The organism is Microbacterium testaceum (genome assembly GCF_020781835.1).
Taxonomy (GTDB): Bacteria; Actinomycetota; Actinomycetes; order Actinomycetales; family Microbacteriaceae; genus Microbacterium; species Microbacterium testaceum_H.
On record NZ_JAJGNJ010000010.1, the window covers coordinates 64634 to 90446 of the forward strand.

The window sequence follows — 25813 nt, forward strand, 5'->3', positions numbered from 1 at the left end:
GGGCCGCACCTGGAGGGATGACGATGACGTACACCCAGACCACGCCGGACCGGGGATCAGCCGTCCCCGCATCCGCCGTGCACGAAGGGGACGCGGCCACCGCCTCGTCCCACGGGACGCCCGACGACCGCAGCGCCTCCCGAGCGGGGGACATCGACGACGTCGCGCGTCTGCTGCAGGCCGACGGATCCCGGGTGGCCGACGCCGGGCTCGACCCGTGGATCGTCGATCTGTCCCCCCACCAGCTGCGCGCCCTCCATCGCGACATGGTCCTCACCCGCCGCCTCGACACCGAGGGCGTCGCGCTCCAGCGGCAGGGACAGCTCGCGCTGTGGCCGCCGTGCCGCGGTCAGGAGGCCGTGCAGGTCGGCACCGCTCACGCGCTCGCCCCGGGCGACTTCGTCTTTCCGAGCTACCGCGAGCACGGGGTGCTGCTCGCCCGCGGCGCGAAGCCCGAGGCCTACGTCCTCGCCTGGAGCGGCGAGGAGCACTCGGCCTACGACCACACCACCATCAACGCCGCCCCGCCGCAGATCATCATCGGCGCCCAGTCGCTGCACGCCACCGGCTGGGCGATGGGCGCGCAGCGCGACGGTGCCACCGATGTCGCGGTGGCCTACTTCGGCGACGGCGCGACGAGCCAGGGCGATGTGAACGAGGCGATGGTGTTCGCTTCGTCATTCGCCGCGCCCGTCGTCTTCGTCTGCTCCAACAACCAGTGGGCGATCTCCGAGCCGGTCGCGGTGCAGGCGAAGTACCCCATCGCGGGCCGCGCGCCGGGATTCGGCATCCCGAGCCTGCGGATCGACGGCAACGACGTGCTCGCCTGCGTCGCCGCGATGCGCTGGGCGCTGGACCGGGCACGGCGGGGTGGCGGGCCGACGTTCCTCGAGGCCGTGACCTACCGGATGGGCCCCCACACGACCTCCGACGACCCCACCCGTTACCGGACGTCCGACGAAGTCGAGCGCTGGGCCGAGCGCGACCCGATCGCCCGGTTCGAGGCGTACCTGCGCGCCGAGGGCGTGCTCGACGACTCGGCCCTCGCCGACGTCGCCGCCGCCGCTGACGCCCTCGCGGCGGAGGTGCGCTCCGCCTGCGTCCGCGCGACCACGCGGGCGCCGGAGACGGTGTTCGACCACGTCTACGCCGAGCCGCACGCGGGTCTGGCGACGCAGAAGGCGGACTATCTCGGCTACCTCGCCGGCTTCGAGACGGACGACCTCCGGTGAGCGCGCTCACTCTGGGCGCGGCGATCAACGCCGGGCTGACCCGCGCGATGGCCGACGACGAACGCGTCCTGCTGATGGGCGAGGACATCGGCAAGCTCGGCGGCGTCTTCCGCGTCACCGACGGACTGCAGGCGCGCTTCGGGCCGCAGCGCGTGATCGACACCCCCCTCGCCGAAGCGGGGATCGTCGGCACCGCCGTGGGCCTCGCGCTGCGCGGCTACCGCCCGGTCGTCGAGATCCAGTTCGACGGCTTCGTCTACCCGGCCTTCGACCAGATCGTCTGTCAGGTCGCCAAGCTCCACTACCGCAGCAACGGCCGGATCCGTATGCCGCTGGTGATCCGCATCCCGTGGGCGGGCGGTGTGGGTGCCGCCGAGCACCACTCCGAGTCGCCCGAGGCGTACTTCGTGCACACCCCGGGACTGCGGGTCGTCGCCGCCTCCACCCCTCAGGACGCCTACGTCATGCTGCGGCAGGCCGTGGCATCCGACGACCCGGTCGTCTTCCTCGAACCCAAGCGCCTGTATCACTCCAAGGGAGAGGTCGATCCGGATGCCGACCTCGCCGACGCTCCGCCCCTCCACCTCGCCCGCGTTGCCCGCGAAGGCACGGACGCGACGATCGTCACCTACGGCGCTCTCGTGGGCACGGCCCTGGATGCCGCGCTCGCCGTGGAGGACGAGGGCCTCTCACTCGAGGTCATCGACCTGCGGTCGCTGTCGCCCATGGACCTCACCACCGTCGCCGCGTCCGTGCGCAAGACCGGACGCGTCGTCGTCGCGCACGAGGCCGCGCGGCAGGCAGGTGTGGGGGCGGAGATCGTGGCGAGCATCACCGAGCGATGCTTCCACCACCTCGAGGCGCCACCCGAACGGGTGACCGGGCACGACATCCCCTACCCTCCGTCCAAGCTCGAGAAGCATCACGTGCCCGACCTCGATCGGATCCTGTACGGCGTCGACAAGGTGCTCGACCGGACGGGGGAGCGGGAGGTGGTCCTGTGATCGCGGACTTCCTGCTCCCCGATCTCGGCGAGGGGCTGCCCGAGGCCGAGATCGTGCAGTGGCTCGTCGACGAGGGCGACGAGGTGGCCCTCAACCAGACGATCGCCGAGGTCGAGACCGCCAAGGCGGTGGTCGAGATCCCCTCGCCGTACGCCGGCGTCGTGCGGGGTCTGCACGCCGCGGCCGGAGACGTCGTCGCCGTCGGGTCGCCGCTGGTGTCGTTCGCGGTCGGGGACACGGATGCCACCTCGGACCGTCCCGCGGAGCCGGCGGCGGACACGCCGGTCACCGCACGCACCGACCGGCGCGTCGCCGAAGAACTCCACACGACGGAGCAGGCGGCATCCGATTCCGCCGCGTCTCCGAACGCCGCGACCGTGAACGCCGCGACTCCGAACGCCGCGACCGTGAACGCCGCGACCCCGAACGCCGCGACCGTGAACGCCGCGACCCCGAACGCCGCGACCGTGAACGCCGCGACCCCGAATCTCGTCGGGTACGGCGCAACGCCCGCCGGAAGCGCCCGGCCACGCCGTCGCGCACGGAGGACCGGTGCCGCCGTCGTCGACGTCGACGCCGCGCTGCGCGCCGCGGCTCCGCACGACCTCGTGCGTCCGGTCCCGGCCGAGCCGGTGCTGGAACGGCCCCGCTCGACGCCGCCGGTCCGCAAACTCGCGAAGGACCTCGGCGTCGATCTCGCCGCCGTGGCGGCCGCCCACCCGGGTGACCTCGTCACGCGGGCGCACGTCGAGGAGTTCGCGCAGCGCTCGGCGACCTCGCCCTCTCCCGCGTCGACGGTCCCCCCGGCTGTCTCCACCGACGCGCGCGTCACCCGCACGCCGATCCGAGGGGTGCGCAGGCACACCGCCGCCGCCATGGTGCGCAGCGCCTTCACCGCGCCGCACGCCACGACGTTCCTCACCCTGGACGTCAGCGCGACGACCGAGCTGATCGCGTCGCTGAGAACCGATCGCGCCCTCGACGGACACCGCATCGGCGTGCTCGCGATCGTCGCGAAGGCGGTGTGCCTCGCGCTCGGACGGGCCCCCGCGCTCAACGCACGGTGGGACGAGGAGGCGGGCGAGATCATCGAGCATCACTTCGTGAACCTCGGCATCGCCGCGGCCACCGACCGTGGCCTCGTCGTGCCGGTGATCCGGGACGCCGACGCCCTGCCCCTCGTCGACCTCGCCGACGCGATCGCCGACCTCGCCGCGACCGCGCGAGCCGGACGCACGGCCCCGGCCGACATGATCGGCGGGACCTTCTCGATCACGAACGTGGGCGTCTTCGGCGTGGATGCCGGTACCCCCATCCTCAACCCCGGCGAGGCCGGGATCCTCGCCGTCGGCGCCGTGCGCCGCACACCGTGGGAGCACCACGGCGAGATCGCCCTGCGCGACGTGCTGACCCTCAGCCTCTCGTTCGACCACCGACTCGTCGACGGGGCGGAAGCCGCGCGCTTCCTCACCGACGTCGCGGGCGTGCTGCGTGAACCGGGACGGGCCATGCTGCTGCGCTGACCCGGCACGCGCGTCCCGACCCGCCCGCCGCGTCGGCGGCATCCCTGTCTTCCGATCCTGAGGAGGATCCCCGTGAGCATCGACAGCCAGCAGGTCTTCACCGATGACGAGCGCGAGCTCGCCGCAATGGTGCGAGAGTTCGCCGACGAGGTGATCGCACCACGGTCCTACGAGGCCGATCGCGCCCATGAGCTCCCGCTCGACATCGTCGCCCAGATGGGCGAGCTGGGGCTGTTCGGTCTGCCGTTTCCGGAGGACGTCGGGGGGCAGGGGGGAGATTACGCTGCGCTGTGCGTCGCGATCGAGGCGATCGCCCGCGTCGACCAGTCGCTCGCGATCACCCTGGAGGCCGGTGTCGGCCTCGGCGCCATGCCGATGTACCGCTTCGGCAGCGACGCGCAGAAGGCCCGGTACCTCCCCGACCTGGTGTCCGGCCGCGCGCTGGCCGGATTCGGTCTGACCGAGGCCGAGGCCGGCAGCGACGCCGGTGCGACGCGCTCGACGGCGCGGCTGGACGGCGACGAGTGGGTGATCGACGGGTCGAAGCAGTTCATCACCAACTCGGGCACCGCGATCACGAGCTACGTCGCCGTCACCGCCGTGACCGGTCGCGGCGGCCAGCGCCCCGAGATCTCCACGATCATCGTGCCCACCGGCACCGCCGGTTTCACCGTCGGGCCCGCGTACGACAAGGTCGGCTGGAACGCCTCCGACACCCACCCCCTCACCCTCGACGGTGTGCGCGTCCCCGCGGCGAACCTCCTGGGCGAGCGGGGTGCGGGGTTGAAGAACTTCCTGCGCACGCTCGATGAGGGCCGCGTCGCCATCGCGGCGCTGGCGACCGGCGCGGCGGAGGGATGCCTCGAAGCGGCGGTGGACTACGCCCGCAGCCGCACCGTCTTCGGTGCGCGGTTGTCGACGAAGCAGAACGTGCAGTTCGTCCTCGCGCGCATGCACGCCCGCGTGCACACCGCGCGCCTGGCGTGGGTCCACGCCGCGCGGATGTGCGACGCCGGCATGCCGTTCTCCGTCGACGCCGCGGTGGCCAAGATGACCGCGAGCGACGCCGCGATGGCCAACGCGCGGGATGCGACGCAGATCTTCGGCGGCAACGGGTTCATCAACGAATACCCCGTGGCGCGGCACTATCGCGATTCGAAGATCCTCGAGATCGGCGAGGGCACCACAGAGGTGCAGCTCATGGTGATCTCGCGGGCCCTGGGCCTTGCCGGGAGTACCGTTGCCGCATGATCGAGCAGCGCGGCCTGTATCTGGAGGAGTTCGTCGTCGGTGAGCGGTACGGCCACCGGCCCGGGCGCACCGTCACCGACGCCGACAACGTCCTGTTCACGACCCTCACGATGAACGCGCAGGCCCTGCACCTGGATGCCGCCTACGCGGCGACGCAGCCGTTCGGCAGACCCCTCGTGAACTCGATGTGGACCCTGTCGACCCTCGTCGGACTCTCGGTCGCGCAGTTGACGCAGGGCACGCTCGTCGCGCAACTCGGACTGACCGACGTGAGCTTTCCGGCACCGCTGTTCGTGGGCGACACGCTCACCGCCGAGACCGAGGTCGTCTCGGTGCGACCGTCGGCGTCGCGCCCCGGTCAGGGCGTCGTCGTGCTCGCCCACACCGGACGCTCGCAGAACGAGGAGGTCGTGGCCACGGCCACACGGACGGTGCTGGTGTGGTCGAGGGACGGGGCCCGCTGAGGCCGGACTCGGGCCCGGCGAGGAGCGGTGCCGGGATCAGCTCGCGACGCCCGCGTAGGCCAGCATCTCCCACTCCTCGCCGTCGAGGCGGAACACGGTGGCCGAGCAGTTCGGCAGCCGCTCGCCGACCCGGGGGAACTCGCCCGCCGTGGCGTGCATGATGACCTCGCGGATGAGTGCGCCGTGCGCCACCGCGACGATGTCGACGCCCTCGGGGGTCGCGGCGACGACCTCCGCGAGCGCGGCGAGCGCGCGTTCGCGCACGACCGGCCACGCCTCGGCGCCCGGGACCTCGGCCGCATGCCACGGTCCGTACGTGGCGGAGAAGGTCGCGTCGTCCATCCCCTCGGCATCGCCGTAGGAACGCTCGCGCAGCCCCGGCAGGCGACGGGTGACGACCGTGCCGAGAGCGTCGGCGATGGTGTCGGCGGTCTCGGCGGCGCGGGAGAGGTCGCTGGAGACCACCACGACGTCCCGTCCGGCGAGATCCGCGGCGAGGATCGCGGCGACCTCGCGCGCCTGCGCACGACCGGTGTCGTTGAGGGGGATGTCGGTCGAGCCCTGGATGCGTCGGCCGGCGTTCCAGTCGGTCTCTCCGTGGCGTACGAGGGTGAGGATCGTCACCCGTCGAGCCTACCCGCGGGGGAGAGGGGCGGCCCGGACGCGGGGGAATCGGACGAGCTAGAGCAGCCCGGGCAGGCGCTCGGCGAAAGCCGTGAGCACATCGCTCGTGCCGGCGTCGATCTTCACCGCCGCGCGCTGATCCGCGCGGGTCGTGCCGCGGTTGATGATGACGACCGGCAGCCGACGCCGACGGGCGCGCTCGACCAGCCGGACGCCGGAGTTGACCACGAGCGAAGACCCGGCGACGATCAGCGCCTCGCTCGCGTGCACCAGTTGCTCGGCCTCACGGAACTTCTCCACGGGGATGTACTCGCCGAAGAACACCACGTCGGGCTTCAACGTGCCCCCGCACACCGAGCACACGGGGACGACGAACCCCTCGGCCGAGGCCGGCGTCACGTCGCCGTCGGGGCCGAGCTCGACGTTCTCCGGCAGGGTGATCCAGGGATTGTCGGCTTCGACACGGGCCGCGAGGTCGCGCCGGTCGAACACCTGCCCGCAGTGCAGGCAGCCGACCCGGCGCATCGTGCCGTGCAGCTCGACGACCCGGTGGCTGCCGGCGCGGACATGCAGACCATCGACGTTCTGCGTCACGACGCCGTTGGAGACGCCCGCGTTCTCGAGCGCGGCGAGTGCCCGGTGGCCGTCGTTGGGCTCGGCCGCGGCGAAGACCTTCCAGCCGAGGTGGCTGCCGACCCAGTACCGGCGGCGCGCGTCGGCGCTGGCGAGGAACTGCTGCGCGGTCATGGGCGTCCGCGTGGGCGCGCCCTTCCCTCGGTAGTCGGGGATCCCCGAGTCGGTGGACACTCCCGCACCGGTGAGGACGGCCACGCGGCGTCCGGCGAGCACCTCGACGGCTCGATCGATGGATGCCATGGTCCCGGCATCCTTCGTCGTGTCCGTCATGCCCACCTCCGTCGGATCGAGTCTAGGACCGCTCGTGGACGTCGTCGCCCGGGTGGGCGCCCCGGTCGGATCGTGCCCGCGAGGAGGTCGTGCCGCGTCGAGCGTCACGACAGGCGGATCCTCGCGGCCCGCGCCCGCGCCCGCGTGTCGCGGACCGCGCGGCGGAGGTGCCCGGCGGCCGTGCCGCTCCTGGCAGAGTGGGACGATGCCCGTGATCCCGATCGACTCCGCCGACGACCCGCGGCTGGCCGACTACCGCGACCTCACCGACGTGTCGCTGCGGCGCGTCGCTGAGCCCGCGGGCGGTCTCTACATCGCCGAGTCGTCGAAGGTCCTCGACCGCGCCCTCCGCGCCGGACACCGTCCCCGCTCGGTGCTGGTGCAGGAGAAGTTCCTCGACGACGCCGTCACCCTCGTGGGACCGGATGCCGACGTCTACGTCGTCCCGGCCGAGATCGCCGAGCGCGTCACCGGATACGCCGTGCACCGGGGGCTGCTGGCATCCATGCACCGGCCCGTGCTCGACCCGGTCGCCGACGTCGTCGCGGGGGCCCGGCTCGTGGTCGTGCTCGAGGACATCGTCGACCACACCAACGTCGGGGCCGCGTTCCGCTCCGCCGCCGCCCTCGGCGCCGACGCCGTGCTCGTGACACCGCGCTGCGCCGATCCGCTCTACCGCCGCAGCGTGCGAGTGAGCATGGGCACGGTCTTCCAGGTGCCCTGGACGCGGCTGCCGGAGTGGCCCGACGCGAAGCCGCTGCTGCAGGACGCGGGGCTGCACCTGGCAGCCCTGGCGCTCGCCGACGACGCCGTTCCGCTCGACGTCTTCGCGGCGGCCGGGCACGAGCGCGTCGCACTCCTGCTCGGCGCCGAGGGCGACGGCCTCAGCCGCGGCGCGCTGCGGGCGGCCGACACGGTCGTGACGATCCCGATGGCCGGGGGAGTGGATTCCCTCAACGTCGCCGCGGCGAGCGCCGTCGCGCTGTGGGAGCTGGGGCGCGCGCAGCGCCGCTGACCCGCCCGTTCAGACCTGCGTCTCGCGCGAGCCCGCGGCATCCTGGCCCGGGGCGAGGGTGATCACCGGCAGCGGCTCGGGACGCTTGGGCAGGATGTGGTCGCCCGACGACTGGTGGCGCAGACGCCGCAGTACCCACGGCACGAGATACGACCGGGCCCACACGAGGTCTTTCTCGCGCGCGGCCCGCCACGTGGTCGCCGGCAGCGCCTCGGGCTGCATCGGCTGAAGATCGTTGGGCACGTTCAGTGCGCGCAGCACCATGCGCGCGACCTCGTGATGACCGAGGGAGTTGTAGTGCAGGCGGTCGTCGTCGAAGAAGCGCATGTCCTGCACCTCTTTCAGGCCCCACTGGTTGGCGACGATGCAGTCGTAACGGTCGGCGATGGAGCGGATGTTCTCGTTGTAGATGGCGACCTTGCCGCGGATGCCGCGGAACACCGGCGTGAACTCGGTGTCGATGCCCGTGAACACCACCACGGTCGCCCCGTCGCTGCGCAGACGTACGACGGCGTCCTCGAACTGCTGCGACACGGCATCGGGGTCGGTGCCGGGGCGGATGACGTCGTTGCCGCCCGCCGAGAAGGTGATGAGGTCGGGCTTGAGGGCCAGGGCGGGCTCGATCTGGTCGGCGACGATCTGTCCGATGAGCTTGCCGCGCACGGCGAGGTTGGCGTAGGCGAAGTCGTCGACCTGTGACGCCAGCACCTCGGCGACACGATCGGCCCAACCGCGGTGGCCGCCATCGGGTAGGGGATCGCCGATGCCTTCGGTAAACGAGTCGCCGAGGGCGACGAACCGGCGCCAGGGGTGGGGGCCGGGGTTGTCGGACGAAGACGGGCTGGCGGGCGAGTGCGCATCGAGTGTCATCGAAACCTCCGTCCCCAGGCTATCCCCGGGCTGCGACACGGCAAGGGCGGCGCCCTGTCTGGTCCGGCCTCCCCCCACGCATAAACGCGATCGGCGCGCAGAAACACGGTCTCCTCGCGTTTCCACGCGCGGATCGCGTTTATGGCCGGTGGGACGACGGAACTCTCCACGGGGCGACGCCGCGCGGCGGCGGAAACGCCTATCGTGGATGTTCGCGCTCGCGAGGGATGGAGGTTCGATGCTGGAAGAAGACGCCCGTACCTCGGCCCTCCCGCACTCCACCGCGCCGCTCGCCGCCGACGCGTCTGTCGGTGACGCCCCCGCCACGACCGGCGAGGGCGAGGAGCACCACTTCGGAAGCTTCGCCGCCGAACACCTCTCGCCCTCGTTCCCGCAGCGCGCCCCGTGGGGAACCGCGCAGCGCCTGCGCGCGTGGCAGGCCGAGGCGCTCGACCAGTACTTCGGCTCCGACGGACCCGACGGTGTGGGGAAGGGTCCCCGGGACTTCCTCGCCGCCGCCACCCCCGGCGCCGGCAAGACGACGTTCGCGCTCCGCCTCGCGTCCGAGCTCATGCGCCGCCGCGTGGTCGACCGCATCGTCGTGGTGGCCCCCACCGAGCACCTCAAGACCCAGTGGGCCGAGGCGGCCGCGCGGGTCGGCATCCGGCTCGACCCGTACTTCTCCAACCGGCACGCGACCCCCTCACGGCAGTACCACGGCGTCGCCGTCACCTACGCGCAGGTGGCCGTCAAGGCCGAGGTGCACCAGCGGCTGACGATGGATGCCAGGACCCTGGTGATCCTCGACGAGGTGCACCACGGCGGTGACGCCCTCAGCTGGGGCGACGCCCTGCGCGAGGCCTACGGCCGGGCGACCCGTCGCCTGCTGCTATCGGGGACGCCCTTCCGCAGCGACACCGCGCCCATCCCGTTCGTGGAGTACCACCCGAACGACAAGGGCATCCGCCTCTCGCGCACCGACTACGCCTACGGCTACCGGCGCGCCCTCGACGACGGCGTCGTGCGCCCTGTCTTCTTCCTCGTCTACGCGGGGCAGATGCGCTGGCGCACCAAGGCGGGCGAAGAGATGGAGGCGCAGCTCGGGCAGGACAACACCAAAGACATCACCTCGCAGGCGTGGCGCACCGCGCTCGACCCCAACGGCGACTGGATCCCCGCCGTCCTCCGCTCGGCCGACCGGCGCCTCACCGAGGTCCGCGAGATGGTCCCGGATGCCGGCGGCCTCGTCATCGCGACCGATCAGACCGCCGCGCGCGCCTACGCCACGATCCTCGAGGACATCAGCGGCGAGAAGGTCACGGTCGTCCTCTCCGATGAAGCCGAGGCGTCGGGCCGGATCGAGACGTTCTCCAAAGGCACGAGCCGCTGGATGGTCGCCGTCCGCATGGTGTCCGAGGGCGTCGACGTCCCGCGCCTCGCCGTCGGCGTGTACGCGACGAGCGCATCGACGCCGCTGTTCTTCGCGCAGGCCATCGGCCGCTTCGTGCGGGCCCGGCGCCGCGGTGAGACCGCGAGTGTGTTCCTCCCCAACGTGCCGCCGCTCCTCGCCCTCGCCGGTGAGATGGAGGCCCAGCGCGACCACGCCCTCGACCGCGACAGCGATGCGGAAGACCAGTGGAACGCCGAAGAAGACCTGATGGATGCCGCCGAGCGCGAGGACAAGGCCTCCGACGCGCTCGAGCAGGAGTTCGAGTATCAGGCGCTCGGATCGCTCGCGCACTTCGACCGCGTGCTCTTCGACGGCCAGGAATTCGGCCAGCTCGCGGTGCCCGGCACGATCGAAGAGGAGGAGTTCCTCGGCATCCCGGGTCTGCTCGAACCCGAGCAGGTGCACGAGGTGCTGATGACGCGAGCCTCACGCCAGTCGCGACACCGCTCCTCGCGGGAGGCGAAGGAGAAGGCCAGCGGCCAAGAGCCGCCCGGCGTCGACGAAGGCGGGCTGCCGCAACCGCTGCACCGCACCCTCAAGGAGCAGCGGCAGCTCCTCAACAGCCTCGTCGGGCTGTACGCCCGCCAGAGCGGCGAGGCGCACGGCCTCGTGCACGCCGAGCTGCGCCGTATCTGCGGCGGCCCCGCGGTCTCGCACGCCACGGTCGCGCAGCTGCAGGCGCGCATCGAGGTGCTGCGTAAGCGCGTGCGGTCCTGATCCGCCGCACGGGGCCGTTTCGCGTCCCCGAAACGCTGACACCGCAGTCCCGGCATCCGCGGGATTCCGGGCTTCGGAGGCCCGAAATGCTGTCAGTATCGGCCGACGCGCCCGGGGGAGCGGATGCCGCCGCCTAACGTGGGGGCGACCCGAAGGAGACCCGTGACGACCGCCGCCGCCACACCCACCGCCCGCGACCGCCGCCGCTGGGCACGCTACCTCGTCGACGAGCGCGCCGAGGCGCGCGTGTACCGCGACCTCGCGAGCCGCCGCACCGGCGAGGAGCGGGAGATCCTGCTCGCGCTCGCCGACGCCGAGGGCCGCCACGAACAGCACTGGCTCGACCTGCTCGGCGACGCCCCGCAGCGCCTTCCGCGACCGGGCGTGGGCACGACGATGCTCGCCTGGATGGCGCGCCGCTTCGGTTCGATCTTCGTGCTCGCCCTGGCGCAGAACGCCGAGGCGCGCTCGCCGTACGCGGACGAGCCCTACGCCACCGCGCAGATGGCCGCCGACGAGCAGGTGCACCACGAAGTCGTCCGCGGGCTCGCCGCCCGCGGCCGCCGACGGCTGTCGGGCACGTTCCGAGCGGCGGTGTTCGGCGCGAACGACGGACTGGTGTCGAACCTCGCGCTGGTGATGGGTATCGGTGCCACCGGCGTCGCTCCCGGCTTCGTGCTGTTCAGCGGCATCGCGGGGTTGCTCGCCGGGGCCCTGTCGATGGGGGCCGGCGAGTTCGTGTCGGTGCGCTCGCAGCGCGAGCTGCTCGAGGCCACGGAGGAGAGCGACTACGCCGACGACGCCCTGCCGCACCTCGACCTGGATGCCAACGAACTGGCGCTCGTCTACCGCACCCGGGGGATGGATGCGGACGAGGCGCTGGCGAAGGCGCGGGACGTGGTCTCCGCCGCGCAGAACGGCCACACCGCAGCACCCGCCGGAGCCGCACCCCGAGAGTCCTCCCACGAGGTCGTCGGCAGCGCATGGGGCGCGGCGCTGTCGAGCTTCCTGTTCTTCGCTTCGGGCGCGGTCATTCCGGTCCTGCCGTGGCTGTTCGGTCTCAGCGGCCTCGGCGCCGTCGCGCTGGCCCTCGGGCTCGTCGGCATCGCGCTGCTGGCCACCGGTGCCATGGTGGGCCTGCTCTCCGGAGCCTCGCCGCTCAAGCGCGGGCTGCGCCAGCTCGCGATCGGTTTCGGTGCCGCCGCCGTGACGTACGTGCTGGGGCTGCTGTTCGGGGTCTCCGCGGCCTGAGCCCCGGCATCCTCGTTCCGCCATAAACGCGATCCACGGGCATAAACGCGCTGACCACGCGTTTTTGCGCGCGGATCGCGTTTATGCGGTCCCTTGGGCTGCGCGCGGCGACCGCGGCCTACGGCGGCGGGCTCAGCCGCGGCTCGCCGTCACCACGCGCCGACCGCGGCCTACGGCGCCGGGCTCAGCCGCGGCTCGCCGTCACCCGCGCGGCCTCGCGCACGGCCGTGACGTTCTTGCGGCCGGCGCGCGAGCCGGCGAGCTTCGCGGCGATGTGCTGGGCGACCGTGACCGGCTCGTACAGCGCCGGGTGCTCGGCCGAGGCGAAGTGGGGGAGGACGCCCACGACGGCGTCGGCGTTGCCGTCGTGGAAGAACGCCGCCGATCGGCGCCGCTCGATCGTGCCGTCGATGACCGGCGGCTTGACCCGGTGCAGCGTCGACAGCCACTTGTCGTTGGTGAGCCGCGCCGCCACGTCGCCGATGTTCACCAGCAGCGCACCCTCGGCGGGCATGACGTCGTTCCACGAGCCGTCGAGGCCCAGCACCTGCAATCCGGCGACGCGATCGGCCCACAGCACCGTCACGAGTCCGAAATCGGTGTGCTCGCCCATTCCGGTCAGCTCCGCGCCGAGTTCGATCGAACCCGGCGGCAGGGCGTAGTTGTTCATCCGGAGAACGTCGATCGAGTGATCGGTGAGTTCCTCGAAGAAGTCCTCGGGCACGCGCAGGGCCGCCGCGAAGATACGCGTGAGCGTCTGCGCCACGCGTCGCGCCTCGCCGTAGTAGGTCTCCACCGCGCCCTGGAACGCGGGCAGGGCATCCGGCCAGGTGTTCTCGGCGTAGTCCGCCGCGGTCGCGGTCGAACCGGGGTACTCGCGCCACGAGGTGCCGACGTTGAACGCCTCGAAGAAGTCGTTCATGCGGGTGACGGGGTCGATACCGAGGCTGTAGCTCAGCGACTCGCTCTTGGGAGGCGTGTAGCCGCGGTTCTCCGCCGCCGGCCGGACGTAGTGCTTCTTGGCGTCCAGGGGCATCCCGAAGAACGCGTCCAGCGCCTCCTCGAGATCGACCACCGCCCGGTCGGGTATGCCGTGCCCGACGATCTGCATGAAGCCGACGGTGCGGCACGCGTGATCGACGGCGGCGGTCACTGCGGCGCGCGCGTTCTCCGAACCCCGGCCGACCCATGCGGAGATGTCGATGGTGGGAACGTGGAACCGGTACATGTGGCATCCATCCTTCCGGGATGCCTCGACGCTAGAGCCGCGATGTCACATCGACGTTTCGCCGGTGTCACGGGTCGGAAGCCCTCCCGCACGAGGTCGCCGCCCTGGTCCCGCGAGCAACGAAGAAGGCCCCGGACGAATCCGGGGCCTTCTTCGTTCTGTGCGCGAGGGGGGACTTGAACTGCACTCGACCCCCTCGCCCACAGGATCACGAATCGGCGTTCAGGCCCATAAATACAGGGCAGTTCGAGGGGCGGCCTGTGGATAACTACATGCTGGTACGCGCACCTACATGACCGCTAGCACCTGAGTAAGCACTTTTCAGCGCGCCACGGGCGCGTCGGCGGGCGCATCCGATGCGAGATTGTGCGTCTCGGTGCTCGGGTCCGCAAGCCGCTTCGGGCATTGCGGACCCGAGCCTCGCGACGCTTGCAGCAGGTATCGGATGGGCCGCACTTCGCTGCTGTCGACATAGCTCTATTCGACTGCGAGCGTGCGTGGTATCTCGTGGCGGAGTGCGGCTGCCGTTGGCGCGACGGTCGCGGCGAGGATGAGCACGAGTCCACCGCCTGCGATCAGTCCCAGGGTTGCGAACGACACGACGGGGACGGGCAGGGAGAGCTTGGCGGCGATGATGAATCCGCCGATGACGGTCGCGGCGGTGCCGAGGATGGCCGCGGTAGCGGCATAGATCACGGCCTCCCAGACTGCGGTAAGCGTGATCGCTTCATGTGTCGAACCGGCGGCTTGGATAAGGGCGAACTCTCGTTCGCGGGCGTGGCCGGACATGAACACGGTCGCGGCGGCGGCGACGGCTGAGAGCAGGAGCGGGCCGCCGAGCAGGATCACGACCCCTTCTGGGGCGAGGTCGAATCCTTCGCTGCTGCCACTCCGCGCGGCTTGCGCCGCGGCGAGGGTCGCGCCGGTGGTGTAGAGGCCGCCGGCGAGGGCGATCGCGACCATGAGAGGGCTGATCGCGGCGCTGGATTGGCTGAGCCGGTAGCGGGCGGAGTTGCGGGCGAGGAACCAGGATGCAGATGCCTCGGCGGGGAGGAGTGACGTCCAGGCTCGCAGGACAAGAGGGAAGACGAGCGGGCCTGCTGCGGCGAGCGCGGCGGCGATGAGGGGCGTGAGCAAAACGGCTTGACCTGAGAACGCGGATATCGAGGCGTTGCCGTCGAGGGTCAGCGCCAGCGCGACGATCCCTCCGAGAAGGAGAGCGGTGAGCACGATGCGGAGCCACCCGATCTTGATTTGGGGTGGCTCGGGGTCGCGCAGCGCCTCGATCGGCGGCGTGTGGCTGGCGCGCCGCGCCCCCCGCAGTCCACCGAGCAGCACGACGACCGTGATCGTGGCGACCACGACGAGCACGCTGATGGTGCCGAGGTGCAGGCTGATGCCGTGCATGTCTGGCCACTCGCGGAACGCCCAGACGAAGAGCGGAGGGAATACCGGCAAGGCGACAAGACAGCCGACCAGCGCGCCGAGAGCGCCGACGATCCCGAGTTGGGTGAGCACGACCAGGGCGACGAGGGCAGGTCGGATGCCGACCAGTTGCCAGAGGGCGTAGCTGCGCTGTTGCAGAGCAACCGTCAGGTTTGCCGTGGAGCCGAGCACGATGAGCGCGGTGACGGCGGTGAACATGATGACGGCTGCGCTGGTGCTGGATAGTCCCTCTTGCACGCGCCCGCCGTGGACGATGCCGGTCTCGATGAGCCCGGCCGCGATCGCGCCTACGACGCCGGTGGCGATCGTCACAGCAAGGACGCCGAGCCACACACGCGCGTGAGCTGCCAGATCGGACAGCACGAGGCGCATCATGCGGCTGCCCCGGCGAGTGTGATCGCTTCGAGCACCTGTTCCGGCGTGGGACGCCGCAGCTCGCTGTGGATGAGACCGTCTCGGAGCACGAGCACCCGGTCTGCGAGCGCGGCGGCTTCCAGGTCGTGGGTGACTACGACGACCGAGCGGCCGTCGCCGGCTGCTGCGCGCAGGAGCCGGAGTACGTCGGAGCCGGTAGCGGTGTCGAGCGAGCCGGTGGGTTCGTCAGCGAACACGATATCGGGGCGCATAGCGAGCACGCGGGCGATGGCGACGCGCTGCTGCTGACCGCCCGAGAGCTGTCCAGGGCGGTGGCCGCCGCGGTCGGCCAGCCCCACGTCGGCTAACGCGCGGTCGATGCTTGCGCGATTCGCGCGGCGACGAGCGAGGCGAGCGGGCAGGGCGATGTTCTCGCGCGCGGTCAATGAGGGGATCAGGTTGAAGGACTGGAACACGAAGCCGACATGCTTGCGGCGCAGGGTCGCGAGAGCGCCACGTCCGAGGGTGCCGAGTTCGCGCCCGGCGAGCCGCACCACGCCGGAGTCGGCCGGTTCGAGCCCGGACAGGCAGTAGAGAAGCGTGGACTTGCCGGAGCCGGACGGCCCGACGATGCTCACCATCTCGCCCGGCTGCACATCGAGGGAGATCCCGCGAAGCACTGGCACGCGGGGCTCCTTCACCCCGGCCGAGGAGAAGGTCTTGTGCAGGTTCTCGGCATGGATGAGCGATTCAGTCACGTCCTCCATCTGACGCGACCGAGGCGACCGATGCGATGGAGCAGAGTGGAGAGTCGAGGTAGAGCTGGCTCCACTCTTCGGCGGGCGGCCACCCGTGGCCACGGGCGCGTCCGTAGGCTGGAATGCATGAGACCGGCAACCGTATGGCACGCGCTGATGCGCCCGCCGTGGCGGTTCCTGCTCGGTAGATGGCCCTGGCGCACGCTCGTCTACGTTCTGTCGAGCGCAGCGATCGGATTCCTTCTGCTGCCGGTCACCATCGTCACTCTGCTGCTCCTACCGCTGTGGGGCATCGTCATCGGTGCGCTCGAACGTCGCCGCACCCACCTGCTCGGTTTCCCTCGCCAGACGTCCGGCCATGTCCCGCTCTCACGGGACCAGCGGCACATCTGGCTAGCCGTCCGCGTGGCGGAAGGGGCGACCTGGCGGGAGACAGCAGCCCTTCTGCTCGACCTCGTGCTCGGTTGGATCGCGCTCGCCGTCCTGTTCGTCCAAGGTCTGTGCCTCGTCGTGTTCGTCTTCATCGGAGTGTCAGGATCGCGCGGCCCCGCTCAGATCAATCTCTTCGCGGACGTCCGGATCATCGTCGGGCCGGACAACTGGTGGCCGGTCATCCCGATCGCGCTGCTCGCGGTGTGCCTGTTCGCCTATGTCAACGCCGTGCTCGCCGCGGGCCAGGCGTCGCTGCTGCGCGTGCTGTGCGGTCCTCGGCAGCGCGAGCTCGCCCGCAATGTGGAACGGCTCGTCCAGTCGCGGGCCGCGCTCGTCGCGGCATTCGAGGCCGAGCGGCGACGCATCGAGCGCGACCTGCACGACGGCGTGCAGCAGGAACTCGTCACCCTCGCCGCCCGGCTCGGCATGGTCAGCCTCGAACTCGACGACCTCACCGCGCAAGGCACCGACGCGGCCCTGGCCCGCGACGCGCTCGACGCCGCCCAGGGGCAGGCGGAGCATGCAATGGCGACGCTCCGCAACACAGTCCGCGGCATCCACCCCGCCGTGCTCACCGATCACGGGCTCCGCGCTGCTCTGGACGAGCTGGCCGACCGCACCCCCGTCCCACTCAGCCTCCACGTGGCCGCGTTCGGCCGACTGCCGGCCCCGGTGGAGACCGCCGCCTACTACCTCGTCACCGAGGCGATCAGCAACGCCGCGAAACACACCGACGCGAGCCGGCTAACCGTGCGGGCCGGCATAGAGGACGACGCGCTCATCGTCGTCGTCACCGACAACGGCGGCGGCGGAGCCGACGAGAACGCCGGCACAGGGCTACGCGGCCTGCGTGAGCGCGCTGAAACACTCGGCGGGCGATTCACCATCATCAGCTTGCCCGGTGGACCCACGACCTTGCACATGACCCTGCCGATCCTCACGGAGAGGATCGAGCGCGATGCGCCTGCTGCTCGCTGAGGACTCCGCGCTGTTGCGCGAGGCACTGACCGCCCTCCTGGAACGGCTCGGGCACACCATCGCCGCGACCGCGCAAACCGCCCCCGAGTTGCTTGCGACATTCGAGCACCTTGCGGACGTGAACGAGCCGCCCGATCTCGTCCTCACCGATGTTCGGATGCCTCCCGGCAATAGCGATGACGGTCTCGGTGCCGCTCTCGATATCCGAGCCGCGCATCCGACGCAGCCGATCATGGTGCTCTCGCAGTACATCGCCGACACCTACGCTCGTGAACTGCTCACCCTCCCCGAAGGTGCGATCGGCTACCTGCTCAAAGACCGCGTGAACAGGGTCCGCGACTTCGCCGCGGCCCTCGAAACCGTCGCATCCGGTGGGACGGTCATCGACCCCGACGTGGTGCAGCACCTTCTCGGAGGCTCGCGGCCGGGACCGCTCGACAGCCTCACGACCCGAGAACGAGAAGTGCTGGCACTGATGGCGGACGGCCAATCCAATGCCGCCATCGCCAGCACACTCACCCTCTCGGACGCCGCCGTGAGCAAGCACATCGGCAACATCTTCAGCAAGCTCGGCCTCAGCCCTGTCGAGGACAACCGCCGAGTCAGAGCCGTGCTGACCTATCTCCAGGCCGCCTCCCGCTAGATCTACAACGTGCTTGTACCCGGGACTGGAACGGCGCCCGCCTGGGTGAGTGGGATCCTGCACGTGTGCTTCCCCTTCCTCGTCTTGGTCGACTGGTTGATCGTCGGAGACCGTCGCCTTTTGCCGTGGGGCCAGTTGTGGCTCGTCCTGCTCTACCCGCTCGCCTGGCTGACTGTCGTTCTCATGCGCGGAGCTACGGATGGGTGGGTGCCTTATGGATTCCTGCTGCCGGAGCGCGGCGCTCTATCGCTCGCCGGGCATTCGATTGGACTCGTTATCGCGCTACTGGCCGCTGGCGTTGTCGTGTGGGCGGGCTCGCGAGCACCCGGGTTTGTCCTGCGTGGTGCGCCAATGTCATCAAGCCTCGTCTAGACAACCGACCGTCCGGCGTCCGCAGCTTGTGGGCCGACAACATGAACTATGTCCTCGGACCGCCAAACCTCGCGTTACCGCAGCTCAACGCTGCGGGGGGAGGACGAATCCTTCTGGGAGCGGGTTGTCGTGCACGATGCCGTTCTGATCACCGACACTCAGGATGGTGTGAGCGTCAAGATTGATGGTGTCACCGACGAACAGCTCATCGCTGTCGCGTCGCACGGCGTTGACCCAGTGCATCCAAATCTCGGTGACACAGAGCCGAGCGCCGACCGTGTCGAGGACGTCGTCTGCGGCGACGACGTAGGCAACCGGAACACCATCCTCGTCGACGATGGTCTCACCAGTTGCATGAGGCATCGGGCCGCGATCGAACGGGACCGCGAGTGTGTCACCGGCGAGCTGCTCGACCTCGCTCGGATCGGACACCTCGTCAGGATAGACGGCGGCGTCGCACGGGCCGGGCTCGACGACGGCCTCGGTATCCTCCTCAACCAGGTCGGCTGGAGCGGTCGGCGCTTCCTGTGCTGAGGTGCTGTGGCGCGGAGTCGGAGTCGGAGTCGGAGACGAGGAGGTCGTCGGCGACGCGGTGCATCCCACCAGTGTGACGGTGATTCCGAAAGCGGCAATGACGACCCCGAACCTCGCGTGCTTCACCGTTGCAGTCTAGGAGCCGACGCCAAACGCAACGCTCCCGACCGACGCGTGAGCTTCATCAGGGGAGACGAATTCGAAACGGCCCGTGGTTCCCTTTGCCAATCTCCGGCAAACGACACTATCGGTGGCACGGGATCTTTAGATGGGTCAGTAGCTCTCCGGTTCCTCGCATTGGGATTCTGCGGATCTCAACCACAAAATCAATGGCACCAACGACAACTTCACTGACACCGGACATCGTCACCACAGATGGCCAAAGTTCCAGGACTGTTCGCCGCGGTGTCACGGGGGTGGCCAGAGGTTCAGGAGAGCCGGCCACGGCTCGTCGCTTCACCCGGCTGCGGCGCGACTCCAGAGGGGGTGCGGGAGCACTTCTCACGCTCCAGGGCTCACGAGCTCGGCCCCGCCGCTCATCGCTATGACAGCGTGGAGAAGGGACGCCACTGGGCCTGGAACTGCGAGCGAGAAGGGGTACCGCGATTCACTATGACGAACTATGATGAAAGTGTGAACGGAGCGATTGTGGAGCAGGCGAGGAGCCTCGCGGCCGCCGCCCACGAGGGGCAGGTCGACAAGGCCGGCCAGCCCTACCTCACGCACCCGGCGCGCGTCGCCGGCCGGGTCGCTGGCAACGCCACGCTCGAGGCGATCGCCTGGCTCCACGACGTCGTCGAGGACACCCCGGTCACCCTCGACCAGCTGCGGCAGCAGTTCCCCGAGGACGTCGTCGACGCCGTCGACGCCATCACCAAGCGCCCCGGCGAGGACAAGCCCGCGTACTACGACCGGGTCGCCGCGAACCCGCTGGCGCGCGCCGTGAAGATGGCCGACCTCGCCGACAACAGCGACCCTGGCCGCCTGGCGGCCCTGGACCCGCCGACCCGAGCCCGCCTGATCGCGAAGTACGACCTCGCGCGAGAGCGGCTCGGCGGAGGTGTGTAGGTCATGCGGAGAGGGCGGGCGCCGATGCAGGGACCATCGCCGGTTGCGGCAGGTGACCCTCGCGCAGCTGCTGCCCGCCCCGGACGAATCACTGCCGGCTGTCGAGTGGGACGGCTCTCCGACGTCGGCCGAGCTGTACGCCAAGTACGGAGACCAGGTCGCCGGCGCGACGATCGCCTCACTGCGGTACCTGGCCGAGGCGGAGCCGGAGGTCACCGGCGACGTCCTGGCGTCGATCCCGGACGGATGCCGACCCGATGGGCTGCAGTTCCGGATGAAGTCGCCCGGATCCCTCGCGGCCAAGATCAACCGCAAAGCCGAGCGGTACCCCGACCTGAACCCGTACGACGTGAGCGAGAAGATCACCGACCTGCTGCGCTACACCAGCGTCGCCCCGACATCGGACGAGGTGCTCCCGATGGCACGTGACACGCTGCGCAACCTCAAGTCCCGCGGGTGGGAGCTGCTCGAGGTCGAGCACTCCTACGTCGACGGGAACCCCTACAAGGGCCTGCATGCCGTGCTGCGCCACCCCGGCACGCAGCAGGAGATCGAAGTCCAGTTCCACTCCGAGCAGGGCATCCAGACCAAAACCCGCTGGCATGAGGCCTACGAGATCGCGCGCGACGACGACCACCCCTGGGAAGAACGCGCCGCAGCGCACCACGGGATGGTCGGCGCCTGGTCGCAGATCCCCATCCCACGGGGGCTGACCGGGCAGCAGAAACTGCTCGGCGTCGACGTCGTCGCGAAGAGCTACCCCAACCCCTATGACAAGCCCAAGAAGGGACGCCGACCATGAGCCTGCTCCTCGTGACCGAAGACGACCGGAAGCTCTGGATCGCGCACGAATCCGACGCCGGCCGCCTGTACGTGTACGTGCCCAACACCGGCAAGTTCCACCGCAACCGGGGCCTCGCCCACGACTACTACGGCGAGCAGGAGCTCACGTACTCGCCGCTGTCGGACGCTGCAGCCCGGGAGGCGATCCGAGAGGGCGTGATCGGACGCCTCGACGCACGCCGCAAGGGCCCGCAGCTGGAGCAGTACCGCGCCGACCCGCACGCTCTCGATCCCGACGTCGTGATCGACGACGGATCACAGGAGTGGGTCGAGCCGTCACCCCGGGCCCGCGCGCGCGCGAAAGCGCAGGTGCTCCTCAACGCGGCCCCGGGGGAGTGGGTCACCTGGCGGGCGTACCCGGGCGAGAAGAAGCAGCGCGCCTACGTCGCCGCCAACGACATCCTCAACAAGCGGATCCGCGCTCTGGCCGAGCTCGGCCGGCTGCAGACCAGGGTCACCCCGCTCGAGGACGGCCGCGTGCAGGTCCAGGTCGCCCGCTATGACGAAGCGCAGAAGGGACGCACCGTCGGGTTGTGACGGACGCAGGTCACGACCGGGGCCGCAGCTGGATCACGCGGTCCGAGTAGGCCGCGTTGCAGCCGCGGCAGACGAATCCACCCGGCACCGTGTGCAGCACTCCCGAGCACTCCGGACATCGCGGCTGAGTGGCCAGATCGAAGACGTCCACGCAGCGCCGCGGCTCAGTACACGCTCGCGACGGGGGAGAGGGTTCCGGCCCACGCCTGGATCTCCCGCACGACGTCGACAAGACCGTCGGGCTTGTTGCGGTAGCGGGACTCGAGATCCCGGAAGTACTCGGCCGCGCTGGGGCGCAGGTGATGCGAGAGGTACTGGTGCCCGGCGGGGAGGGTCGCGATCACCCACAGCGGCCCGGCGAACGTGTATCGGTCCGCGTGCACGTGTCGGCGCAGCACCGCGTACACCGTGCTGTCGAGGACGCTCACGCGCCACTGGGAGCCGTCCTCGTGCAGCACGGGCTCGATGGCGTCGTATCCGCCGGCGTCACCCGGGATGCCGAAGCCGCTGATCCTCGAGCGGTCCTCATCGGTGAAGTCCACGGCCGACGCATAGACGACCACTCCCTCCGGCGCGTCGTCGATGTACCTCCGCATGGCATCCCCTCGCGAACCGGCCGGCACGGACCCGGCCTCTTGCCCAGGACGATAGCCGCTCCCTCGGACGTCAGGAGCCGATCGGCTCGATCAGAGTGGGGTCGCCGGGATCCACCGTGCGGGTGTTGTTCACCTTGGAGTCGACGACGTGCGTGCGGATCGTCGACGCGATCGCGGCCGAGCTCGCGTCGAGTGCCAGCAGCAGATTCGTCCGGTTGCTCTTCGATGCCGCGGCATCGCCCTTCACCGTCAGCGGCGCCGGGCTCAGCCACTCGTCCCAGAGATCCCGCTCGAGGAACGCCGGCATCCTGTCGTGGATCTCCCCGCCGGCATCCCGTGCCTCGCGGGTGATGACGACGAACACGCGCCGCCGCTGCCCGTCGACGTCGGCGGTCCAGGTCAGCCCCGCCGCGGCGAGGAGCCCATCGCCGTGCAGGAAGTGCGCCGTCTTCGGGGACTTCGCGCCGGTCCGGGTCATCGTGATGATTCCGTTCGAGTGGGATGTGAGAGTTTCCTCGAAGGATCACACGGTGACCGCGTCTATGTCGTAAGCGACGAGCCGGACCACCGTGCGCTACACCACTATGCGGGACTCAACTCCTTCGAGCGATCACCATCTGGCTCAAACGGTTATGAGACACGCCCTAGCGCAGTTCTCGTTGACGGACCACACGGTTCTGGTCTGCTGCCGCCTGAGCCGGCTCCCGCCGATCGAATCGAGTCACCGGCAAGCCGGTCGCCGCGACGACACGACCGTCGGGGCACAATGATCCGCTCCGGGTCCTCGACTCTCTATACGCCGGACTGATGGGGCACGGCGTTCATGGCGTCCGTGACCGATGTCTATTCGCGTCGGGCCGCGGGAGATTCCGAAGATGCCGACCGAGCTCCAATGGGTGCACTCGTCGACGTCGCCGGCGCCACGTAACATTCGAAAGCCGGGTCCGCAGTACGCTGCTCTGCGCTAGACGAACCGGCTCCCCGAAGCCGGCGCTCTTCCTGCGTGGTCTGGGCCGCGGCTGTTGCCGCCGGGATCGCGGGACGGAGCGATTTGACTAATGTTTCCGAATCGGCGCGCTGCCGTCCCATCCTTGGGCCGCGCGGTACACGTTTGAGTACACGGCCTCTTGGGCGGGCGTGATCTCGACGATCTCCAGCATTCCTCCCAGCGGACGTCCGGTATCGAAGTAGCTCAGTCGGGCACCCGTGGGAAGTGTGCTTTCATATGCTGTCTCGAACCCCTGGCTTTCATGACGAGCGACCTGCCCCTCATAGTCGAGCGTGCCGATCCCGGTGTGATGAAAGCCGTAGCCCCGCTGCTCGACGACCTCCCGGTACACAGACGGGGAGTCATCGAGCTGCTGGATGAGTTCGAGCATGGTGTTCCCGGAGTACGCCTGCCCGACATAGAGGTGGTTAGAAGAGGGCCGGCCCCGATAGCGTGCGTTCGTCCAAAAAGGTCCGCGGAGAAACCACGGGCCGACGTTCGCGATGCTCGTCCACTCGGCTACGGAGGCTTCGAGGTCAGCAACAACGTAGGCGAACTGGATGAGCCCATCGGCAGGCTGGCCGAAGTCGAATCTCATGACCGCGTCTCATCGAATAGGATCATCTGACGGATCGCGGCGCCGTCGGCGAGAACGTCGAGTGCTGAGTTTATCTCCTCTAGCGGAACCGAAGCCGTCGCCAAGAGCTCGAGGGGGAGTCGCCCTTCGCGCCACAGGCCTTCGTAGAACGGGATGTCGCGCGACGGCACCGACGAGCCCAGGTAGGAGCCGACGATCCGCCGCGCCCCGGCTGTGATGTCCAGGGGTGATATCGATGAACGTGCGTCGGGTGACGGCAGTCCCGCCGTGACCGTGACACCGCCGGGTGCGGTGAGCGAAACGGCCGTCTCGAACGCCCGCGGGTGTCCGGCGGCCTCGATCACTGCAGGCAGCCGAAGCTCCGATGCGATGGCTTCCTCAGGGGTAAGTGCCTCGTCGATGCCGTACGCGCTGGCCGCCTGGTGCTTGGCGGGGTTCGCGTCGACTCCTATCACCCTTCCGCCGGCGCTACGCGTGATGGCGCTCGCGACGAGGGCTGCCGCCATGCCCACGCCGCCGAGACCGACGATCGCGATGTCATCTCCGGGCCGCAACCGAGCGGCATTAATAACGGCACCGCCGCCGGTCAGGACGGCGCAGCCAAGTACTGCGGCCACTGCAGGGGGGACATCCGGGCTGACACGCACGACGGAGCGCTGGTCGACGACCGCGTGGGTGGCGAAGGCTGAGACGCCGAGATGATGATGCACTGGTTCCCCGGCGCGATATATTCGACTTGTTCCGGAAGGGAGCACCCCCTCCGTGTTCGTGCGTGTCCCCGGAATGCAGGGCAACAAGCCGTCGGTCAGGCAGCTGGCGCAGGCGCCGCAACGGGGTAGGAATACCGTGGATACGCGATCTCCCGGCACCAAGCCTGTAACCGACTCGCCGACGCGTTCAACGATCCCGGCGCCTTCATGGCCCAGAAGCATGGGCAGCGGGCGGGGTCGGTTCCCGTCGACCACGGACAGATCGGAATGACACACACCTGCAGTCTCCATCCGGAGCCTGATCTCACCGGGCCCCGGCTCCTCTAGCTCCAGCTCGGTGATTTCCAGTGGCCTGCTCGTCGAATAGGGCCTATCCCGCCCTGAAGCCGTCAAGACGGCGCCGGTAATGCGCACGATGCTCCGTTCCTCTCTTCCCGCCGTTTCACGGCTGCCGCCTCAGCGCTTCCTTCAACTACGAGGTTAACGCGCATATTGAGAGTGTAATCCGATCGGAGTTAACCCTCAAGCGGGCGATTCGATTATCGAAATGTCATAGAACGACAGCGCGCGTTCATCCAAGATGTCCGCGAAGCGACGGAGCGGTTTCTTGACCGGGTGAGCAAGCAGCTGTCGATGGATGGTGTCGTCAGGTGTCGACCACAGCGATCGCTCGGATCGGGCTCGCGCTCGATCCGCTGAGGGGCAGCGGCATGCCGATGAACTGGAAGCGGTGCGTGGTGATCCGATCTATGTTCACGAGGTTCTCGATGATCGCGACGAAGTCGTCGGGTTGCAGTCCCAGTGACTCGGGCCGAAGGAAGTTCATGTGGATCGGGGCGCTGTAACCGCCTTCCGGGGTCTCGGGCGTGGGGGTGTCGATCCCGAGGGTCCGGATCCCCTTTGCGCGTAGCCATTCCCCGGCCTCTTTGCTGAGGCCGGGGTGCTCCGTGAGGTAACGCTCCTTGTCCGACGTGATGAACCGCGACCACCCGGTGTGCAGGAGGACGATGTCCCCGCGCTGGATGCGCTCTCCCGATGCCGCCTCAGCGGCCTCGAGAAGCTCCGGCGTGATCACGCCACGCGGCGTGCAGGCTGCGGTGCAGTCGAGCCACACCGCTGGGCCAAACCCGCATTCGATGGGCACACGCTCGGCCGAGAGCATTGTGTCTGGGTTCGCATGCCACGGCGCGTCCATGTGAGTGCCGGTGTTGCCGTTCAGCACCCACTGCTCGTTCTGGAAAGAGAGGCGGCGACCGTCATAGGGATTACGCCGCTCAGTAGCCGCGTATGCCCAGTGATTGAGGGATCCCGCGAGCCGCACCGGCGTGCGACCGTGCGTCGCGTGGCCCGGCATGCCCTCCTCGATGACGAGGGTGAGATCGATGATCGTCTGGCCCATGGATGCCGCCTCTCTCCGCGCC

General features: G+C 69.7%; 26 protein-coding genes. 15 read left to right on the plus strand and 11 right to left on the minus strand.

The annotated features are described in order from the left end of the window. Positions 1-17: 17 nt before the first annotated feature. From pdhA to LL239_RS14345, 5 genes are all read left to right on the plus strand, one after another. A complete protein-coding gene (gene pdhA, locus LL239_RS14325) occupies positions 18-1232 on the plus strand; it encodes a pyruvate dehydrogenase (acetyl-transferring) E1 component subunit alpha (protein ID WP_374197641.1) in 1215 nt (404 codons plus the stop codon). Continuing rightward, positions 1229-2236 carry an alpha-ketoacid dehydrogenase subunit beta gene (locus LL239_RS14330; RefSeq protein WP_228164121.1) on the plus strand — a complete coding sequence of 336 codons (1008 nt, stop codon included), beginning with the start codon at positions 1229-1231 and terminating at the stop codon, positions 2234-2236. Before pdhA ends, LL239_RS14330 begins: the two co-directional genes overlap by 4 nt. Next, positions 2233-3759 carry a 2-oxo acid dehydrogenase subunit E2 gene (locus LL239_RS14335; RefSeq protein ID WP_228164122.1) on the plus strand — a complete coding sequence of 509 codons (1527 nt, stop codon included), beginning with the start codon at positions 2233-2235 and terminating at the stop codon, positions 3757-3759. Before LL239_RS14330 ends, LL239_RS14335 begins: the two co-directional genes overlap by 4 nt. A 72-nt stretch (positions 3760-3831) precedes the next feature. Further along, positions 3832-5010: an acyl-CoA dehydrogenase family protein gene (locus LL239_RS14340; RefSeq protein WP_228164123.1), complete on the plus strand. Its 1179-nt coding sequence runs from the start codon at positions 3832-3834 to the stop codon at positions 5008-5010. Further along, a complete protein-coding gene (locus LL239_RS14345; protein ID WP_228164124.1) occupies positions 5007-5474 on the plus strand; it encodes a MaoC family dehydratase in 468 nt (155 codons plus the stop codon). Before LL239_RS14340 ends, LL239_RS14345 begins: the two co-directional genes overlap by 4 nt. Before the next feature lie 36 nt (positions 5475-5510). Here the strand turns inward: LL239_RS14345 and LL239_RS14350 are convergent, their stop codons facing one another. Next, positions 5511-6098 carry a histidine phosphatase family protein gene (locus LL239_RS14350; RefSeq protein ID WP_228164125.1) on the minus strand — a complete coding sequence of 196 codons (588 nt, stop codon included), beginning with the start codon at positions 6096-6098 and terminating at the stop codon, positions 5511-5513. A 57-nt stretch (positions 6099-6155) separates the two neighbouring features. Then, positions 6156-7004, minus strand: a complete 849-nt coding sequence (locus LL239_RS14355) for a Sir2 family NAD-dependent protein deacetylase (RefSeq protein ID WP_228164126.1) — start codon at positions 7002-7004, stop codon at positions 6156-6158. A 205-nt stretch (positions 7005-7209) separates the two neighbouring features. Here LL239_RS14355 and LL239_RS14360 point away from each other — a divergent pair, with 205 nt between their 5' ends. Beyond that, positions 7210-8019 carry a TrmH family RNA methyltransferase gene (locus LL239_RS14360; RefSeq protein WP_228164127.1) on the plus strand — a complete coding sequence of 270 codons (810 nt, stop codon included), beginning with the start codon at positions 7210-7212 and terminating at the stop codon, positions 8017-8019. Between the two features lie 9 nt (positions 8020-8028). Here the strand turns inward: LL239_RS14360 and LL239_RS14365 are convergent, their stop codons facing one another. Beyond that, positions 8029-8889, minus strand: coding sequence for an SGNH/GDSL hydrolase family protein (locus LL239_RS14365; RefSeq protein WP_228164128.1), 861 nt, complete (start codon positions 8887-8889; stop codon positions 8029-8031). A 238-nt stretch (positions 8890-9127) separates the two neighbouring features. Here LL239_RS14365 and LL239_RS14370 point away from each other — a divergent pair, with 238 nt between their 5' ends. After that, positions 9128-11056 (plus strand): DEAD/DEAH box helicase, encoded by a 1929-nt coding sequence (locus tag LL239_RS14370; protein ID WP_228164129.1) that lies wholly within the window; start codon positions 9128-9130, stop codon positions 11054-11056. A 123-nt stretch (positions 11057-11179) separates the two neighbouring features. Beyond that, a complete protein-coding gene (locus tag LL239_RS14375) occupies positions 11180-12307 on the plus strand; it encodes a VIT1/CCC1 transporter family protein (RefSeq protein ID WP_228164130.1) in 1128 nt (375 codons plus the stop codon). 184 nt (positions 12308-12491) lie between these two features. On the opposite strand, the gene LL239_RS14380 is transcribed toward LL239_RS14375, so the two are convergent. From LL239_RS14380 to LL239_RS14390, 3 genes are all read right to left on the minus strand, one after another. Beyond that, positions 12492-13535 carry an isopenicillin N synthase family dioxygenase gene (locus LL239_RS14380; RefSeq protein WP_228164131.1) on the minus strand — a complete coding sequence of 348 codons (1044 nt, stop codon included), beginning with the start codon at positions 13533-13535 and terminating at the stop codon, positions 12492-12494. Positions 13536-14012: 477 nt separating this feature from the next. Continuing rightward, positions 14013-15344, minus strand: coding sequence for an FtsX-like permease family protein (locus LL239_RS14385; protein ID WP_228164132.1), 1332 nt, complete (start codon positions 15342-15344; stop codon positions 14013-14015). 8 nt (positions 15345-15352) lie between these two features. Beyond that, positions 15353-16102, minus strand: a complete 750-nt coding sequence (locus tag LL239_RS14390) for an ABC transporter ATP-binding protein (protein WP_228164133.1) — start codon at positions 16100-16102, stop codon at positions 15353-15355. A 117-nt stretch (positions 16103-16219) separates the two neighbouring features. On the opposite strand from LL239_RS14390, the gene LL239_RS14395 reads away from it, so the two are divergent. The 7 genes from LL239_RS14395 (at position 16220) to LL239_RS14425 (ending at position 21500) form a co-directional block, all read left to right on the plus strand. Further along, the gene (locus LL239_RS14395) at positions 16220-17503 is read left to right on the plus strand and encodes a sensor histidine kinase (protein ID WP_228164134.1); all 1284 of its coding nucleotides are present in this window, start codon (positions 16220-16222) and stop codon (positions 17501-17503) included. Next, positions 17484-18146 (plus strand): response regulator transcription factor, encoded by a 663-nt coding sequence (locus LL239_RS14400; RefSeq protein WP_228164135.1) that lies wholly within the window; start codon positions 17484-17486, stop codon positions 18144-18146. The genes LL239_RS14395 and LL239_RS14400 overlap by 20 nt, the downstream gene beginning before the upstream one ends. Before the next feature lie 45 nt (positions 18147-18191). Further along, complete coding sequence (locus LL239_RS14405; protein WP_228164136.1) at positions 18192-18518, plus strand: Pr6Pr family membrane protein; 327 nt, start codon at positions 18192-18194, stop codon at positions 18516-18518. 129 nt (positions 18519-18647) lie between these two features. Further along, a complete protein-coding gene (locus LL239_RS14410) occupies positions 18648-19052 on the plus strand; it encodes a hypothetical protein (protein ID WP_228164137.1) in 405 nt (134 codons plus the stop codon). A gap of 633 nt (positions 19053-19685) precedes the next feature. Then, positions 19686-20120 carry an HD domain-containing protein gene (locus tag LL239_RS14415; RefSeq protein ID WP_228164138.1) on the plus strand — a complete coding sequence of 145 codons (435 nt, stop codon included), beginning with the start codon at positions 19686-19688 and terminating at the stop codon, positions 20118-20120. Between the two features lie 43 nt (positions 20121-20163). Further along, positions 20164-20922 (plus strand): hypothetical protein, encoded by a 759-nt coding sequence (locus tag LL239_RS14420; RefSeq protein ID WP_228164139.1) that lies wholly within the window; start codon positions 20164-20166, stop codon positions 20920-20922. Beyond that, positions 20919-21500, plus strand: coding sequence for a hypothetical protein (locus tag LL239_RS14425; RefSeq protein WP_228164140.1), 582 nt, complete (start codon positions 20919-20921; stop codon positions 21498-21500). The genes LL239_RS14420 and LL239_RS14425 overlap by 4 nt, the downstream gene beginning before the upstream one ends. Before the next feature lie 164 nt (positions 21501-21664). Here LL239_RS14425 and LL239_RS14430 read toward each other — a convergent pair whose 3' ends face one another. The 5 genes from LL239_RS14430 to LL239_RS14450 all read right to left on the minus strand — a co-directional run bounded on the left by LL239_RS14430 (position 21665) and on the right by LL239_RS14450 (position 25791). Further along, positions 21665-22096 (minus strand): hypothetical protein, encoded by a 432-nt coding sequence (locus tag LL239_RS14430; protein ID WP_228164141.1) that lies wholly within the window; start codon positions 22094-22096, stop codon positions 21665-21667. Between the two features lie 70 nt (positions 22097-22166). Beyond that, the gene (locus LL239_RS14435; protein ID WP_228164142.1) at positions 22167-22574 is read right to left on the minus strand and encodes an SOS response-associated peptidase family protein; all 408 of its coding nucleotides are present in this window, start codon (positions 22572-22574) and stop codon (positions 22167-22169) included. 577 nt (positions 22575-23151) lie between these two features. Beyond that, entirely contained in the window at positions 23152-23682 is a 531-nt protein-coding gene (locus tag LL239_RS14440; protein ID WP_228164143.1) for a VOC family protein, read from the minus strand. Further along, complete coding sequence (locus tag LL239_RS14445) at positions 23679-24806, minus strand: alcohol dehydrogenase catalytic domain-containing protein (protein WP_228164144.1); 1128 nt, start codon at positions 24804-24806, stop codon at positions 23679-23681. The genes LL239_RS14440 and LL239_RS14445 overlap by 4 nt, the downstream gene beginning before the upstream one ends. Positions 24807-25038: 232 nt before the next feature. Continuing rightward, entirely contained in the window at positions 25039-25791 is a 753-nt protein-coding gene (locus LL239_RS14450) for a cyclase family protein (RefSeq protein ID WP_228164145.1), read from the minus strand. Between the last annotated feature and the right edge of the window lie 22 nt (positions 25792-25813).

Bases quoted from the DNA above. Each gene is read 5' to 3' on its own strand.
- pdhA (WP_374197641.1), top strand. From the start codon at position 18: ATGACGATGACGTACACCCAGACCACGCCGGACCGGGGATCAGCCGTC.
- LL239_RS14345 (WP_228164124.1), top strand. From the start codon at position 5,007: ATGATCGAGCAGCGCGGCCTGTATCTGGAGGAGTTCGTCGTCGGTGAG.
- LL239_RS14355 (WP_228164126.1), bottom strand. From the start codon at position 7,004: ATGACGGACACGACGAAGGATGCCGGGACCATGGCATCCATCGATCGA.
- LL239_RS14360 (WP_228164127.1), top strand. From the start codon at position 7,210: ATGCCCGTGATCCCGATCGACTCCGCCGACGACCCGCGGCTGGCCGAC.
- LL239_RS14365 (WP_228164128.1), bottom strand. From the start codon at position 8,889: ATGACACTCGATGCGCACTCGCCCGCCAGCCCGTCTTCGTCCGACAAC.
- LL239_RS14370 (WP_228164129.1), top strand. From the start codon at position 9,128: ATGCTGGAAGAAGACGCCCGTACCTCGGCCCTCCCGCACTCCACCGCG.
- LL239_RS14375 (WP_228164130.1), top strand. From the start codon at position 11,180: ATGCCGCCGCCTAACGTGGGGGCGACCCGAAGGAGACCCGTGACGACC.
- LL239_RS14380 (WP_228164131.1), bottom strand. From the start codon at position 13,535: ATGTACCGGTTCCACGTTCCCACCATCGACATCTCCGCATGGGTCGGC.
- LL239_RS14390 (WP_228164133.1), bottom strand. From the start codon at position 16,102: ATGGAGGACGTGACTGAATCGCTCATCCATGCCGAGAACCTGCACAAG.
- LL239_RS14395 (WP_228164134.1), top strand. From the start codon at position 16,220: ATGAGACCGGCAACCGTATGGCACGCGCTGATGCGCCCGCCGTGGCGG.
- LL239_RS14400 (WP_228164135.1), top strand. From the start codon at position 17,484: ATGCGCCTGCTGCTCGCTGAGGACTCCGCGCTGTTGCGCGAGGCACTG.
- LL239_RS14425 (WP_228164140.1), top strand. From the start codon at position 20,919: ATGAGCCTGCTCCTCGTGACCGAAGACGACCGGAAGCTCTGGATCGCG.
- LL239_RS14430 (WP_228164141.1), bottom strand. From the start codon at position 22,096: ATGCGGAGGTACATCGACGACGCGCCGGAGGGAGTGGTCGTCTATGCG.
- LL239_RS14435 (WP_228164142.1), bottom strand. From the start codon at position 22,574: ATGACCCGGACCGGCGCGAAGTCCCCGAAGACGGCGCACTTCCTGCAC.
- LL239_RS14440 (WP_228164143.1), bottom strand. From the start codon at position 23,682: ATGAGATTCGACTTCGGCCAGCCTGCCGATGGGCTCATCCAGTTCGCC.
- LL239_RS14450 (WP_228164145.1), bottom strand. From the start codon at position 25,791: ATGGGCCAGACGATCATCGATCTCACCCTCGTCATCGAGGAGGGCATG.